10 protein-coding genes are annotated in these 14,642 nt (G+C 42.7%); 6 read left to right on the top strand and 4 right to left on the bottom strand.

What is annotated here, in order from left to right; genetic code table 11:
- Both QOL74_RS00125 and QOL74_RS00120 read left to right on the top strand, forming a co-directional pair.
- Positions 1-1,941 carry a PAS domain S-box protein gene (locus QOL74_RS00125; protein ID WP_283407394.1) on the top strand — a complete coding sequence of 647 codons (1,941 nt, stop codon included), beginning with the start codon at positions 1-3 and terminating at the stop codon, positions 1,939-1,941.
- Positions 1,938-3,203 carry a GGDEF domain-containing response regulator gene (locus QOL74_RS00120; RefSeq protein ID WP_283407393.1) on the top strand — a complete coding sequence of 422 codons (1,266 nt, stop codon included), beginning with the start codon at positions 1,938-1,940 and terminating at the stop codon, positions 3,201-3,203. Before QOL74_RS00125 ends, QOL74_RS00120 begins: the two co-directional genes overlap by 4 nt.
- Here the strand turns inward: QOL74_RS00120 and QOL74_RS00115 are convergent, their stop codons facing one another.
- Positions 3,204-4,157: an OmpA family protein gene (locus tag QOL74_RS00115; RefSeq protein ID WP_283407392.1), complete on the bottom strand. Its 954-nt coding sequence runs from the start codon at positions 4,155-4,157 to the stop codon at positions 3,204-3,206.
- Positions 4,158-4,199: 42 nt separating this feature from the next.
- Positions 4,200-5,150, bottom strand: a complete 951-nt coding sequence (locus QOL74_RS00110; RefSeq protein WP_283407391.1) for a MotA/TolQ/ExbB proton channel family protein — start codon at positions 5,148-5,150, stop codon at positions 4,200-4,202.
- Between the two features lie 261 nt (positions 5,151-5,411).
- Here QOL74_RS00110 and QOL74_RS00105 point away from each other — a divergent pair, with 261 nt between their 5' ends.
- From QOL74_RS00105 to QOL74_RS00090, 4 genes are all read left to right on the top strand, one after another.
- Positions 5,412-6,146 (top strand): SIR2 family NAD-dependent protein deacylase, encoded by a 735-nt coding sequence (locus QOL74_RS00105; RefSeq protein WP_283407390.1) that lies wholly within the window; start codon positions 5,412-5,414, stop codon positions 6,144-6,146.
- A complete protein-coding gene (gene recJ, locus QOL74_RS00100; RefSeq protein ID WP_283407389.1) occupies positions 6,143-7,894 on the top strand; it encodes a single-stranded-DNA-specific exonuclease RecJ in 1,752 nt (583 codons plus the stop codon). Before QOL74_RS00105 ends, recJ begins: the two co-directional genes overlap by 4 nt.
- A 201-nt stretch (positions 7,895-8,095) precedes the next feature.
- The gene (locus tag QOL74_RS00095) at positions 8,096-9,253 is read left to right on the top strand and encodes an amidohydrolase (RefSeq protein ID WP_283407907.1); all 1,158 of its coding nucleotides are present in this window, start codon (positions 8,096-8,098) and stop codon (positions 9,251-9,253) included.
- Positions 9,254-9,367: 114 nt separating this feature from the next.
- On the top strand, positions 9,368-12,298 hold the full coding sequence (locus QOL74_RS00090; protein ID WP_283407388.1) for an insulinase family protein: 2,931 nt from the start codon (positions 9,368-9,370) through the stop codon (positions 12,296-12,298).
- Here the strand turns inward: QOL74_RS00090 and QOL74_RS00085 are convergent.
- Positions 12,249-13,358 carry a flavodoxin family protein gene (locus QOL74_RS00085; RefSeq protein ID WP_283407387.1) on the bottom strand — a complete coding sequence of 370 codons (1,110 nt, stop codon included), beginning with the start codon at positions 13,356-13,358 and terminating at the stop codon, positions 12,249-12,251. The genes QOL74_RS00090 and QOL74_RS00085 overlap by 50 nt on opposite strands.
- Entirely contained in the window at positions 13,352-14,623 is a 1,272-nt protein-coding gene (locus QOL74_RS00080; RefSeq protein ID WP_283407386.1) for a Rossmann-fold NAD(P)-binding domain-containing protein, read from the bottom strand. Before QOL74_RS00080 ends, QOL74_RS00085 begins: the two co-directional genes overlap by 7 nt.
- Between the last annotated feature and the right edge of the window lie 19 nt (positions 14,624-14,642).

Genomic DNA, 14,642 nt, shown 5'->3' with positions numbered 1-14,642 from the left:
ATGAACCAGTTTGTTGAAAATGGTTTGTTGCGCCATATTCTATCAAATCTGAATGTATTGATATATTCTCGGGATGGGAATAATAACTGGTTCTATTTCAGCGATCAATGTGAACAATACACCGGTTATTCATCTGACATTTTCTTTCAAAATCATCATTCGTGGTTGGAATGCATTCTCTCTGAAGATCGGGTTCAGCTCACTCAACAATGGCAGGAACTTCACAACGGGGAGACGACAACAGTTGAATATCGGTTTCAGTGTGCAGACGGTACGGTGAAATGGTTTTCGGATTCAGCAAAAGCTGTTCTTGATGAAAACAAAAAAATAGTGCGGGTCGATGGCAGTATTAGGGACGTCACACGACATAAAGAAACAGAGACTGAACTGCATTTGGTCCGCTCGGCTGTTGAGAGTGCCAACAATGGAATGATCATCGTCGATGCTCGCAAAAAAGAAATGCCAATCATTTTTACCAATCGGGCATTTGAAGAATTGACAGGCTATGAACGTGACGAGGTTTGCGGGAAAAACTGCAGGTTGTTGCAGGGAAGTGACCGTCAGCAGGACGGAATAGAGAAAATCAGACGTGCAGTTCGCGATCAAAAAAAAGCGAATGTGGTGCTTCGAAATTATAAAAAAAATGGTGATCTTTTCTACAATCATATTTACATTTCTCCTGTTAAAAATATGCTGGGAGAAGTGACTCACTACATCGGGGTGCAGTATGATGTGACAGAAAAGCATCGCTTGCAGCAAAAATTGAAAACATATTATGAAAGAGAAAAGTATCTTCGAACAATCCTTGGTATTATCGCTGACTTAAATAAAATGATCGGGACAGCAAAAAATGAGTCATTTTTGTTCCATAATCTATGTCAAAAACTAATGGAAAATAAGCATTATCAGTATATTTGGGTTGGGCTGATGGGAAATGGAGAAATATCCAAATCCTATTCTTTGGGGCAACCCGCCATTTCTGTTGATAAAAAAAAGCAATATCACGAAAATATTCAAAGCATAATTATGACACAGCCTCATTTAACGACGCAACTTCACAGCCGGCATCGCAACCTTGGATATTGTCTGGTGATACCCATGAAGCAAATGGTGAAAAAAGAAAAGCTTATGGGTCAGCTGGTGATATATTCACATTATGATCATGGTTTTATGGAAGAAGAAGTGGCGATGATGGAAGACTTAATGATGACGGTCAGTAATGCCATAGAGTATCAAAAGATGGACCAGTTAATGTTTTATCATGCACGCCAGGCGGCATTGGGTGAATTAATCGGTAATATGGCCCATCAGTGGCGTCAACCAATTAACGAGCTGGGTCTGATTCTCCAGGATTTAAGAGAAGCCTATCATTATGAAGAATTAAATGAGGCATATGTGTGTCAGAGCACTGAATCGGGCATGGAACTATTACATCAAATGTCGGCCACCATTGACGATCTTCGGCGCTTTTTTACTGGCAGTCAGCGCAAAGAATCATTTTTACTGTCAGAAGTCATTCGTCAAAGCCTTGCGTTGGTACAGCCTCATCTAAACAAGTTATCAATAAAGGTGGAACTTCAGGAACTTGATGAGATTCGTCTATTTGGTTACTCAAGAGAATATGCACAAGTGGTGATCAATCTTTTGAACAACTCACGGGATGCATTGTTAAGACAGCAACCATCGCATCCACAGATTAGCATTTTTATAAAGAAAGAAGGATCTTTGGCTATAATGACTATTGAAGACAATGGCGGAGGAATTCCAGAAAACCTGATGGACCGTGTTTTTGAACAGTATTACACAACAAAAAAAGATTATCAGGGTGCTGGACTGGGTTTATATATCAGCCGCATGATAATTGAAAATGGGATGGGCGGCAAGATATCAGCCAAAAACATATCTGAAGGTGCATCCTTTAGAGTGGAGGTGCCGTTATGAAAGAGAAAAAATATGATCCTCTAAATATTTTGTTTGTTGAAGATGAAAAAGGAACAAGGGAACGTGTTACAGGATTGCTTCTCAGAAGGGCCAGTCATGTATTTGCGGCAGAAAGTGCACTGCAGGGATTCGATATTTTCCTTGAACATCAGCCACAGGTAGTGTTGACAGATTTGAATTTACCCGACATTTCCGGTCTTGAGTTGATTAACCGAATAAGGGAAATCAATACGAAAACCGCAGTTTTGATTATTACCGCTTACAATGAGACGGAGTACTTGCTAGAGGCTATTGAACTGGGAGTCTCTCATTTCCTCATTAAACCTCTTAGCATTGAGAAATTGGATCGTGCGCTGGAGAAGATTCACAAGGAATATATGATGGAACAGGAAATCGAAAGACAGCGTCATTATACACGAACCGTATTAGATTTTCAGGATAGTCTTGTGATGGTAACAGATGGCAAAGTCATCTTTGATGCAAATCAAAGATTTATGAATTTTTTTAAAATGAATGAACTTCCTGATCAAGGAAATATTTTGGAACGAGTTTTGAGGGAAATACCAGACGCGCCGGATTTTTCTCGATACAATGAAGAAGACTGGCAACGGGCCACAGAACTGGTGAAAAAAGTAGTTATTTTTGATCATGAAGAAGCAGAAAACAAATATTTCAACTTGAAAGTAGCGTTATTTCCAGGCATTGAAAACAAAAAAATTATTTCTTTAACGGATGTAACTGAGTTGGAACATGAACGACAGTATTATAAACGGTTAGCAATCATTGATCCGCTGACGCAGATATACAACCGCGTTCAATTCAACCGTTCATTGACAGAAGAGATTCAGAAGGCGCGTCGTTTTCACTCTCAGTTTGCCCTGGTGATGTTTGACATTGATCACTTTAAAAAAATAAATGACACTTATGGACATCAATTGGGAGATAAAATACTGGTGGAGTTAACAAATACAATTCGCGATAACATCCGTGAAGTTGATATCTTTGCCCGATTCGGAGGAGAAGAATTTATTATTCTTGCACCGGAAACAGATCTGGAGGGAGCAGCTACACTTGCTGAAAAGTTACGTAAGGCAGTGGAAGAGGCCGAATTTAGTCATGGCGAAAGACTAACCTGCAGCTTTGGAGTTTCATCAAACAAAAAAAATGATCAGCCTGACGACCTGATCAAACGGGTAGACGACAGGCTGTATCATGCTAAACATAGGGGTAGGAATCGGGTGTGTTCGTCAGTAAGCTGTTGATCAGGGCATAATGCGGCGAGAAAACACATCAAGAGAGTCTTCCAAATAGTCGTCGATAATGTTTCTGAGTTGATCATCCTTAAGAATGATGGCAATTTCAATTCGTCGGTTTCTGGCTCGACCTGTTTCAGTCTGGTTAGAGGCAATGGGACGAAATTCAGAATATCCACTGGCTGCAAAGTAATCTCCGTATTTTCGTTCAAGATTGGGATTATTGTCCATCATGTGTGTCACGACAGCGGTAGCTCTTTTGGTTGACAGATCCCGGTTATAGGCGGCACTTCCTGTGGAATCAGTGTGCCCTTGAATGCTGATGGCATCAATGTTTGCACGGGTGGCGGTGTCATCCAATACGCGTTCAAAGGCAGCAGCAAGCTGGTTGAGAAGTGCTCGTCCTTCAGGCTTTATTGCATAGGAGTTGTAAGCAAAAACCAACCCCTCATTAATGACAATATTACCGTTATCGGCAATTGTCACCAGCTCCTGACCGGCTTCATTGGTGCGGCCCAGTTCACTTTCGATACTGTCTTTTACCCGCTCAAGTACTTCCAGTCGCAACAATGCAATTCCGGTAAGCCGGGTACGAAGTTCACCCAGTTCCCGGTTGCTTTCTGCAATAATCTGGCGTTGTTCATCAATTTGCCGTTCAGAAAGAGTCAGTGCAATCTCTCCTTCTTCAACTTCAGCCTTCACTTCTTCAATTCGATCCATGAGGAGACGCAAGTTCTTTTCAGCCTGGCTGATTTCAGCATTTGCTTCTTCAAGCCGGCGTTGGGTATCAATCACCTGACGTTGAGCAAATTCCAGGTTTTTACCAGAAATAATGTTCTGAAGATAGGCCAAGAGCATGAGAAAAAAGAGCACCAACGCAATTGTGGAAATTAAATCGGTAAAAGAGGGCCAGAAATTTTCGGTTTCCATCCCGTTTTTAAAATTTCTGCGTCTGATCTTCATGGTAAACCGCCTTTCTAACATTTTTTGCATTTACATCAATGGCTAAACCGAACTGTCGCTGTTTCGGCGGGTCGTTTCTTTCAGTGTATCCGTCAGATCAGCAAAGCCAACATTCATACGGTCGATATTTGTTCGAAGGTGATGATTAAACTCCGAAAAATCCCGGGTATTCTCTCGGAAGTTTGAAAGAGAGCGATCAAATAATGCAATGCTTTTCAATAGCTGGTCAGAAGCATTGCCAATTTCTGCAGTCGCAGCTGTCAACGGCCCTTGGAAGCTCTCCACCACATATGCAAAACTCTTTTCCATATTGTGGGAAAAATCATCCAATGTGCTTTTCAGGGCCTGGTTTAACAATTCGTACTCACTGTCTACTTCTTTGGAAATTTGAAGAGCAACCACATTGTCAAGGTATTCTTCTACATCAACAAAGAGTTTTTCCCGAGCTGTCTCGATATGACTAAAGACAGAAAAGAGCGTCAGCAAAATGGCGCAGGCGATGGCAAAAAGAGAAGTCACAAAAGCAACAGACATGCCCCTCACTGAGTCAATCAAGCCACCAATGATGGAATCCATGCTGGTGAGCATTTCAGTGTGCTGGCCTGCACTCAATAATTCAACAAGATTGCCAATAGAGAGAGTCAGCCCGTAAAAAGTTCCCAGCAATCCTAAAATAATCATAAGAGAAACAGATGTTTTGACGAAGCGTTCTCCCAGGTTCAGTGAACGAAAATCATGGTTAAAGTGACGTTCAATGATGGCTTGGGTGTTCACTTCATGGTGATTTCCTTTGGCAGCAGTACAATAGCTATCAAGAATTCCCTGCAGTACGGGGTGACCGGCTCGGCCTTCCTTTAACTGTTGAAGACTTTCCCCCAGTTGTCGGTATTTGCTCCGAATCGTGATGGATATGACAAGCGAACTGAAAAAAACTGCTAAAATAAAAAGGATGATAATAATGGCGAATGGGTTCAATTGTGACAAAATATTCATTGAGGGATCCCTCCTGAAATAGTGATAAATGGTTGGTAAGCGAGCATCAAACAGATTTTCATTATAACATAAGGATAACACAATGGAATAGTTTTGAAAAACCTTTCACACGTTTGATTCATATGAGTGAATTTGAACGGGGAATTTCTATTGCAACTGAAAATATGATAAACTGTACCATGTTTCATGTTTTACAGAAACCATTAATAGCAAAATCAGCGCAATAAAATTTTGCGGCTGACATGGAAAGGAGCGGCGCCAATGAACCATGAGCATACACCTGTAGAACAGGCAGCAGCTTGGATCAAGGAATCGGCTTCGACGGTTGTTTTCACAGGAGCCGGCATGTCTACAGAAAGTGGTATTCCGGATTTTCGCTCAAAAAAAGGTTTGTGGACTAAAACTGATCCGATGGAGGTAGCTTCAACAGAAGCTATGAATGAACAATACGACCTTTTTCATGAATTTTATACACTGCGGTTTAAAACCCTTGAACGCTGTCATCCACATATGGGGCATGAAATACTGGCGGAATGGGAACGCAGAGGACTGGTTGATGCTATTGCCACTCAGAATGTGGATGGTTTTCATCAGCAGGCAGGCAGTCAAAAGGTATATGAGCTTCACGGTGCATTAAAAAAAGTGTGTTGCATTGACAATGGACATCAAGCCACACCTGATGATTTCATCATAGGAAACCGATGCGTGTGTGGCAGCAGGTTGCGTCCAGGCGTGGTTCTTTTTGGAGAGATGTTACCACAAGATGCATGGGAGAAGGCTATTGAAGTGATTCAGCAAGCAAGCGTTCTATTGGTCATCGGTACAAGTTTGCAGGTATCGCCTGTGAATCAGTTGCCTTTAATGACAGCCGGAAAGACTATTTTCATCAATCAGGAAATGGTGCCAGCCGCTTCGGGGTATGACCTTGTGATTAAGGGAAAAGCTGGCGATATGATCTGTCACTTAAACGATTTGCTTTGTGGAGGGAGTTCATGAAGGCGTGTTATGAAACAAAATGGATATCACCCAATCATCACGCACTTGGTGAACTGCCTGGTCGGTTTCATCCGGTGGTAGAAAAAATACTCGTGAATAGAGGTGTGAAAGAAACCGCTCAAATGGAAGAATTTTTGTCGGAGTGCCCACAACTCACTCATGATCCCTTTCAAATGAAAGGAATGGACAAAGCGGTTACGTTAATTATTGATGCCCTGAATAAAAAACAAAAAATTGTTTTTTATGGAGATTACGACGTTGATGGGATGACATCGGTTGCACTGTTGCTGGATTTTTTTTATCCAATGACATCCAACATTGAATTTTACATTCCTTTGCGAGAAGAAGAAGGGTATGGGCTAAACCGGGAAGCCTTGCTGGAGATAAAAGAAGACTATCAAGCTGATTTAGTGGTGACGGTGGATTGTGGTATTAGTGCGGTGGAAGAAACAGAATATGCCAAGAAAATAGGTCTGAAACTCATTATTACCGATCATCACATGCCGGGTGATCAGCTGCCAGATACGGTGGTTGTTAATCCGAAGCAGCCTGACTGTGATTACCCCTTCAAAGAACTCTCGGGCTGTGGAGTTGCCTTTAAGCTGGCGCAGGCGCTGCAGAAAAAATTACAGATACCCAAAACACGGCTGACAAACCTCCTTGATTTGGTTGCGTTGGCCACAGTATGTGATGTTGTGCCGCTTCGGGATGAAAACCGAACCATGGTAAAATATGGAATTCAAAAGATGCGTACCACACAGAGACCCGGCTTTCAAGCTCTGCTGGAAGTGTTGTCCATTCCAAAAGAGCAAGTCGGTGTACGTGAACTGGGATTTCGTATCGGACCACATTTCAATGCTTCTGGACGTATTGATGATGCCAGAATGGGAGTACAGTTGCTGGTTACGAGAAAGCGCCAAACTGCGTTGATGTTGGCAGAGCGGCTGCGGTGTTTAAATGATAAACGCAGAAAAATCCAGGAGATAGGACTTGATAGGTGTCACCAGCTGGTTGTCGAAAAGTTTCATGAGCATTCGTTTCTTGTGGTTGATAGCGAGGAACTCCATGAAGGGGTCATCGGAATTATTGCCGGCCGTCTGCGGGATGCTTATTATCGGCCAACGCTGGTTTTAACACCGGCTAAAGAAAAGGGAATATATACTGGAAGCGGAAGAAGTGTTGAAGGCTTTCATTTGTTCAATGAACTAAAGCCGGCATCCCATTTAATGGAACGCTTTGGAGGGCATGCCAATGCCTGTGGCCTAAAAATAAGGGAGGAAAATATCCATCAGCTGAGAGATTACCTGCAGCAAAGGGTATTAAAGGTTCAGGAGCAGATACCGGACTTATTGATGAAGAAAATTCATGTGGCAGATCATATCTTGCCAGAAGATCTTTCGGAAGAGTTTGTTGAAACTATAAAACGGTTGGAACCTTACGGTATGGGCAATGAAAAGCCATATTTTTTGATGAAACACATCCAGGTAGGCGTGAATAGTCACATTAAATTCATGGGAGAAGAAGGGCAACATCTTAAAATATCACAGTTCATGCAAGCAGGAGAAAAAGATGTTTCGAACATCGAAATCATTAGCTTTGGGATCTCAGATGAACATCGGAAGCTGTGTTCGCAGCCAGATGCACCATATGATCTGGTTTTCTTCCCGCAGGTAAATGAATTCAGGGGGAATCGACGTATTCAAATGTTGATGCTGGACGTGAAGCAAGCGGCAAAACACCCTGATTAAGCTTGAGATGATCGACATAAAACATGAAGGAGTGGATTCGACTTGAAAACACTAATTAGTAAGGCGCAGGTAATGACAATTTGGGATCAAACACTGGCACAAAAGTCAATTGGCATTATTGATGATATGATTGCTTTTGTCGGCGAAGTTCCTGAAGATTTTCAGGCAGATAGAGTCATTGAAGGGGCCGGGTATCTGGTGATGCCGGGGCTGGTCAACGCACACACACATAGTGCCATGTCACTGTTGCGAAACTATGCAGATGATATTCCGTTCTGGGAATGGCTGACAGAAAAAGTGTGGCCGGTTGAAAATCAAATGGGTGCTTCAGAGGTGTATTGGGGATCAATGCTGAGCATTGCTGAAATGATAAGATCAGGGGTGACTGCTTTTGCAGATATGTACTTTTTGTCGGAAGAAACCGCCAAAGCAGCAGCCCAAAGTGGGATTCGCGCCTCCATTGCCAAGGGCTTGGTAGGTTCTTCTGAAAATGATGCTGAACGCTTGTCTGATACAAGAATGTTGGTCAAAAACTGGCATCAGGCAGAAAATGGATTAATTACAGTCATGGCAGGACCCCATGCACCATACACCTGCGATGATGCATTTCTTCGAAAAGTAGCAAACCTGTGTGATGATTTACAAATTCCAGTTCACATCCATTTATCAGAGAGTGTGAAAGAAGTGGAAGAAAGCCTTTCAAAACACGGACGTACTCCAATTCAGCATATGGATGATTTGGGTATTTTCAGGCACCACACCTTGGCAGCTCATTGCGTGCACCTTCATCCTGCTGACTTTGAGATCCTCAATGAAAAACAGGTTAATGTTGTGCATAATCCAGCCAGCAATCTTAAACTGGGCAATGGGATTGCTCCTCTTTCTCAGCTCTTGGCGGCAGGTGTACCTGTATCCCTTGGTACTGATGGCTCTTCAAGCAACAACAATCTGAACCTGTTTGAAGAAATGAATCTGGCAGCATTGCTTGCAAAAGGTTCAACAAGCGAACCGACGGCGGCACCGGCTTGGACCGTATTAAAAATGGCTACTACCCAAGGAGCGCAGGCATTAAATCTACAGCAGAAAATTGGTGATTTAAAGCCGGGGATGAAGGCGGACATGATTTTAATAGATCTAAACAAACCACACTTGTATCCTCGTTTGAACCTGGAAGCTTCTATGGTTTATTCGGCCCAGGCTTCAGATGTCGATACAGTTATTATTAATGGTAAAATCATTATGGAAAAGAAGGAAATGAAAACGTTGGATCTTGAGCGCATCTACTTTGAAATCAATCAAATTACCGAATCTCTATTGGGGAAACCCATTGACCCAAGCCAGACCAATGCACCGTTATAGCGAATGCTTCGCTTCGGGATTGCATTTGTAAGAGTAATGGCTGCATGAATGATATGGCTGTTTTAAAAGACAGCTGTTACTGGGAATGAGTATAGATGAGGAGTTGTCACATCAATGAATTATTCTGAAGGACAAGAATTACATGGATTTCGTATTGTTGCAATCACGAAAGTGAATGAGGTGGAGGGGACTGCATATGAGATGGTGCATCAAAAAAGCGGTGCCCGTCTTTACTACCTTCAATCGGAAGATGATAATAAAGTCTTCTCCATTAGTTTTCGAACGCCGCCCGGGGACAGTACGGGCTTGCCTCATATTCTGGAACATTCAGTACTCTGTGGCTCTCGAAAATACCCATTGAAAGATCCCTTTGTCGAGTTGGCGAAAGGTTCGATGAATACCTTTTTGAATGCAATGACATTCTCCGATAAGACAATGTACCCTATTGCCAGTCGAAATGAGAAAGACTTCATGAACTTAATGGATGTCTATTTAGATGCTGTTTTCTTTCCAAATCTCCATGATCAGCCAGAAATTTTGCAACAGGAAGGTTGGCACTATGAAATAAAATCAAAAGAAGAACCTCTGACAATTAAAGGGGTTGTCTATAATGAAATGAAAGGGGCGTTTTCGTCTCCTGAGCAAATACTATTTCGCAAAATTCAGGAAACACTTTTTCCAGACACACCATATGGTTTTGAATCGGGTGGAGACCCTGAGATCATTCCCCAACTGACACAAGAGATGTTTACCCAGTTTCACCAAACCTATTATCACCCATCAAACTCATACCTGTATCTTTATGGGAATGGGCCAATTGAAAACCATCTGGCATTGATTAACGAAGAGTACCTCAGTCATTTTGATAGAATTTTTGTTGACTCTGCAATTCCCCTTCAACAGCCATTTGTTCCAGAAAAAAATCTGTTAATAGAATATCCGGTAGCTTCAGAAGAATCAGTGATAGAAAAAACATATCTGAGCATGAACTTCGTCACCGGGATTGCCACCGACTCGGAACATCAATTGGCAATGGAGATGTTGAATTATCTATTATTGGGAACTCCCGCTGCTCCGTTGAAGAAATCTCTTATTAAAGAGGGATTAGGTAAAGATGTATTTGGCTCATATGACAGCAGTATTCAACAGCCGGTCTTTAGCGTGATTATCAAAAACAGCGAAGCTGACAAATTGGAAAACTTTACCAAGTTGGTTCGAAAAACGTTACAGGAGCTCATTGACAATGGCATTGACAAAAAGTTGATTGAAGCCGTCATTAACATTCACGAGTTCAAGTTGAGAGAAGCCGATTATGGGCGCTATCCCAAAGGGCTTATCTATGGCATGAAAATAATGGAGAGCTGGCTGTATGATGAGGTGCCTTCCATTCACTTAGCTTACGAAGGTCCATTGCAACGCGTCAAAGAAGCGCTTACCACACCCTACTTTGAAAACTTGATTAGAGCCATGTTGTTGGAAAGCAAACATTACAGTACACTAATCTTGACACCAAGCCCGGGGATGAATGAAGCAAGGGAGACCATACTGTCAAATCAGTTGGAAGAAATGAAAAAGCAAATGTCATCGGAGATGTTGGATGATTTGATTCTGAAGAATCAGCAACTGGAAAAATGGCAGGAAACGGCGCATACTGAAGAGGAGTTGACGGTGATGCCTTTGCTGACCCGTGAGGATCTTCAGGCGGAACCGGAAGTAATTCCAACCAATGTCATTCCCGGATATTCATCAGAAGTACTTATTCACGATCTCTTTACGAATCGTATCCAATATGCAGGAATCTATTTTGATATGGCGCCGCTAAAACAGGAAGAGTTGCCGTATGTGGGCCTTCTTGCAGCCCTGCTTGGGCGAATCAGCACAGAAAACTATTCATACGAAGCACTGTCCAACGAACTCAACCTTCATACGGGCGGATTCTATTTCAAGCCGGATGTTTATCCAAATTATTCGGGTAAAGATGATGGTGTTCATCGTTTCATCATAAGAGGAAAATCATTGACTGAAAAGAATGAGTTGTTTTGGCATTTGCTTCAGGAAGTGTTGCTGCGCACACGTTGGGATGATCGTCAACGGATTCTGGAAGTGATACGGGAAATTAAATCCCGACTGGAGATGAACCTTCTTCACGAGGGACATTTAGTGGCATCAAAAAGAGCGCTGGCATACTTTTCTCCAGAAGCTGCTTTTCAGGAAGCCACCAGCGGCCTGCTGTTCTACCACTTTATAGCCTCCCTTGAAAGGGATTATAATGAGCAGATAGATGCTGTGATTGCAACAATACAGTCAGTTCTTAAGCGGATCTTGGTACAGAAGGGCAGCATGACCAGCTTTACAGGAGAAAAAAAGGATTTTGAAGCTTTTTCATATGAAATGGAAAAATTCTTTTCGCAACTGCCGAATTCATCGGAAACCGTTAAACCCTTGGCTTTAAAATGTGTCAACTATCAACGTGAAGGCCTCTATCTGTCAAGTAAGGTACAGTATGTTGCTCAGGCATCAAACTTTAAAAAATTTGGTCATGTTTACTCTGGAAGCATGCAAGTGCTTAAAACTATTTGCAGCCTGGATTACCTGTGGAAGCGAATAAGGGTTGCCGGCGGCGCATATGGTGCGATGACTGGCTTATTCCGAAATGGTGATGCTTACTTTGTTTCATACAGGGATCCGAATTTGGAGGAAACATTAAGAGTGTATCATGACCTGGCGGAATACCTTGAAAGATTTGATGCCAGTCATCGGGAAATGACAAAGTACATCATTGGAACGATGAGCCGGTTAGATGCCCCCTTAACCCCCTCGATGAAAGGGGAAAAGGCAGATGCCCGTTACCTGGCAGGTCTAACTGTGACAGATGAGCATCGCGAACGGCTGGAAATCATCGAAACTGGCGCAGACACCATTCGCAGCTACAGTCATTTGATACGGCAAATGATAGCCGAAAACCAATATTGTATCATCGGCAATGAGAATCGCATTAAAGGTGCGGCTCCCCTTTTTGACAGGATGGCTCAACTGATTGACTGATAAACAATGATTCTGTTATTTGAGCGGCGTAACTTGCCGCTCTTTTTTTTATATCGTTGGCTTCAAGAATGCTCCCCGGATCATAGGCAAGTGCGGTTAAACAAAATTTTGGCGGTAGTTGAAAACCTTTATTAATGCAGAGGGCATCAATAAGCTGCCTGGCGACGGCATCTGCGCCGGAGTTCCCTGATACGATAATTGAAAACAGTTGTTTTCCATTAAATGAATGCGTGCGATAGAGAGCAGTTAAACGATTGATAACAGCCATCAAATTGGCTGAAACGGCATCGTTATAGTTGGGGCACAGCCAAAGGAGGGCATCAGCCTGTTCAATAGCAGGTATTAGCTCCCGAATCATATCACCGCCATAAAAACAGCTTTTCTGGCGGCCAAAGTAAACACAAGTTTGGTATGGGCATCCGATGCAATCAATGATGGTGCCATTGGCCACATGAAATTCATCTATATCGACTTGGTTTAAATGCTCCTTAACCAAGTGCCATAGCATAAATGTGTTGGAAGTATTTCTTGAACTGGCATGAAGCACGGCGAGCTTTGGTCTGGGTGATGAACAATGGCTAAATGACATTAATCTTTCGACTGCATTTTGACTGAAGTCATGAAGCAACTGGATTTTCGCAATATTTGTCGTTTTTTCCCATTGGCTAAGATTTTCGAGGTTGGGGATCATTTCTACCAAAGGGTGACCAATAAAACGACATCCCCACTGATTTAGATTAAATATGAGCCAGGAGGAAAAGGTTTTTGTATGCCACTCATTAGGACTTTTTACCATTAGCATGGCCACCGAATGTTCCAGTATTGCTGACCAGTGACGCTTCATGGCATAAAGAATTGGTAATAAGTCGCCGTTACTGCCGATATCATCAAGTTCAACGGCAAGAATGATAGATAAAGCGGACGTGGTTTCCTTAAAAAATGTGGGCATGGGGACTACTTTTGAAGCTTCATCGATCACCAGATCGGGTGAATAAGGGATTAACTCATTAACCAATCCAATGAAGTTCTCCGTAGCCTTCGGTCGAATAAGCACTAACATTGAAATTGCTCCAATCGGGTATAAGTATCTTGCAGTCGTTGATAAAGTGCGTCTGGAAATGTGAGTGTCTCCCATTCCTGGCCATAAGCCAGCCAACGATTGCGGCACCCAAAATAGACACCACCGATGAAAACAGTACTGTAGTGCCACTCTCCCCGCAGGGTTGCCAACAGCGGCAGGCAACCGGACGAAAGTGCCGGAGCGACAAAAGGCTTAAAGCCAATTTCACGTATAACCAAATTGGCACTCAGTGTTTGACGAGTAAGCAGATCTGAGAGGGTTGGATCAAAGTGGGCAATACTATTGGCGACAATTAAGCCTTGACCATGTGGTCCAAAAACGCGGCCTTCCTGGCTAAAGTGTCTTGTGTCCGGATGTTGCTTTGCATAATAATGCGCCCGGGCGTTCATGACTCCCAGTCCAAAGCCTTTCACCTGTTCAGGCATTAATCCTTCACCATCGTAATTACCGTAGGCATCCTCATTACTTTTACGGTAAGCGGTGATACAAAGCTGATCAACCGGATCTGACACAACTGCAAAAATTCCCCGATATTTTGCGGCTCTTGCTTTGAGGGCATATTCCTCAATAATGATTCGATTTGCATCAAACTGAGCCATGCGAACATCCACGTTCTTGACATCAAGGCCAGGAACCTGACGGGCTATGCAGAAAATAAATAAATCACAGTTGAATAGTTGTGATTCGGTCAACGACAAAACAGGGGGGTAGTCAGGATAGTTCAAGTCTGCAATTTGGTTGATTTCATTAGTCCATCGTTGCAGTTTGCTTTCTGATAAGTCAAAAATGCCAATGGAATCAATATCATCTTTCCCCAGTAATCGAAGCCCGGTGAGCAATGTACTGCCCACATCTCCCAAGCCTGCTAAATGAACTCTCTTTTTTCGGGGAAATGAAAATGTGAGTCGCTCTTGCCAACGGGAATGAGCGGTATTCACGAGGAAAACCTGCTGATTTCTGATTTTTTGAACCAGCCACTCTGGAAGTTGACCAACAGATTCATTGACTGTATTTTCACTGTCCATATCTGTCTTTCGAGAAAGAAATGCCAAAGACTCCTGATCCAAAAAAAGATGATGAGGCTCATGTAATAAAGTACACACCTGACTGTTTGCGGCCGATCGGTTTATTAAGAAAAAGAGGGGTGACCGGTGGAGCGCTGTATCGGGATCTGCCTTTGGCAAATCAGAGAAGAACAGGAAAGATACGGCCACACCCTGAGACAATTGGTAAAAATATATCATTGAATCACCGCCTTTAGAA

The organism is Anoxynatronum buryatiense, assembly GCF_900182905.1.
In the GTDB taxonomy this organism is placed as follows: domain Bacteria; phylum Bacillota; class Clostridia; order Peptostreptococcales; family Tindalliaceae; genus Anoxynatronum; species Anoxynatronum buryatiense.
The sequence above is the reverse complement of the archived record's forward strand: the minus strand, read 5'-3'. Positions and strand labels throughout refer to the sequence as shown.

What these genes read in the sequence shown, in the direction of transcription:
- QOL74_RS00125 (WP_283407394.1), top strand. Translation starts at nt 1, where the DNA reads ATGAACCAGTTTGTTGAAAATGGTTTGTTGCGCCATATTCTATCAAAT.
- QOL74_RS00120 (WP_283407393.1), top strand. Translation starts at nt 1,938, where the DNA reads ATGAAAGAGAAAAAATATGATCCTCTAAATATTTTGTTTGTTGAAGAT.
- QOL74_RS00115 (WP_283407392.1), bottom strand. Translation starts at nt 4,157, where the DNA reads ATGAAGATCAGACGCAGAAATTTTAAAAACGGGATGGAAACCGAAAAT.
- QOL74_RS00110 (WP_283407391.1), bottom strand. Translation starts at nt 5,150, where the DNA reads ATGAATATTTTGTCACAATTGAACCCATTCGCCATTATTATCATCCTT.
- QOL74_RS00105 (WP_283407390.1), top strand. Translation starts at nt 5,412, where the DNA reads ATGAACCATGAGCATACACCTGTAGAACAGGCAGCAGCTTGGATCAAG.
- recJ (WP_283407389.1), top strand. Translation starts at nt 6,143, where the DNA reads ATGAAGGCGTGTTATGAAACAAAATGGATATCACCCAATCATCACGCA.
- QOL74_RS00095 (WP_283407907.1), top strand. Translation starts at nt 8,096, where the DNA reads ATGCCGGGGCTGGTCAACGCACACACACATAGTGCCATGTCACTGTTG.
- QOL74_RS00090 (WP_283407388.1), top strand. Translation starts at nt 9,368, where the DNA reads ATGAATTATTCTGAAGGACAAGAATTACATGGATTTCGTATTGTTGCA.
- QOL74_RS00085 (WP_283407387.1), bottom strand. Translation starts at nt 13,358, where the DNA reads ATGTTAGTGCTTATTCGACCGAAGGCTACGGAGAACTTCATTGGATTG.
- QOL74_RS00080 (WP_283407386.1), bottom strand. Translation starts at nt 14,623, where the DNA reads ATGATATATTTTTACCAATTGTCTCAGGGTGTGGCCGTATCTTTCCTG.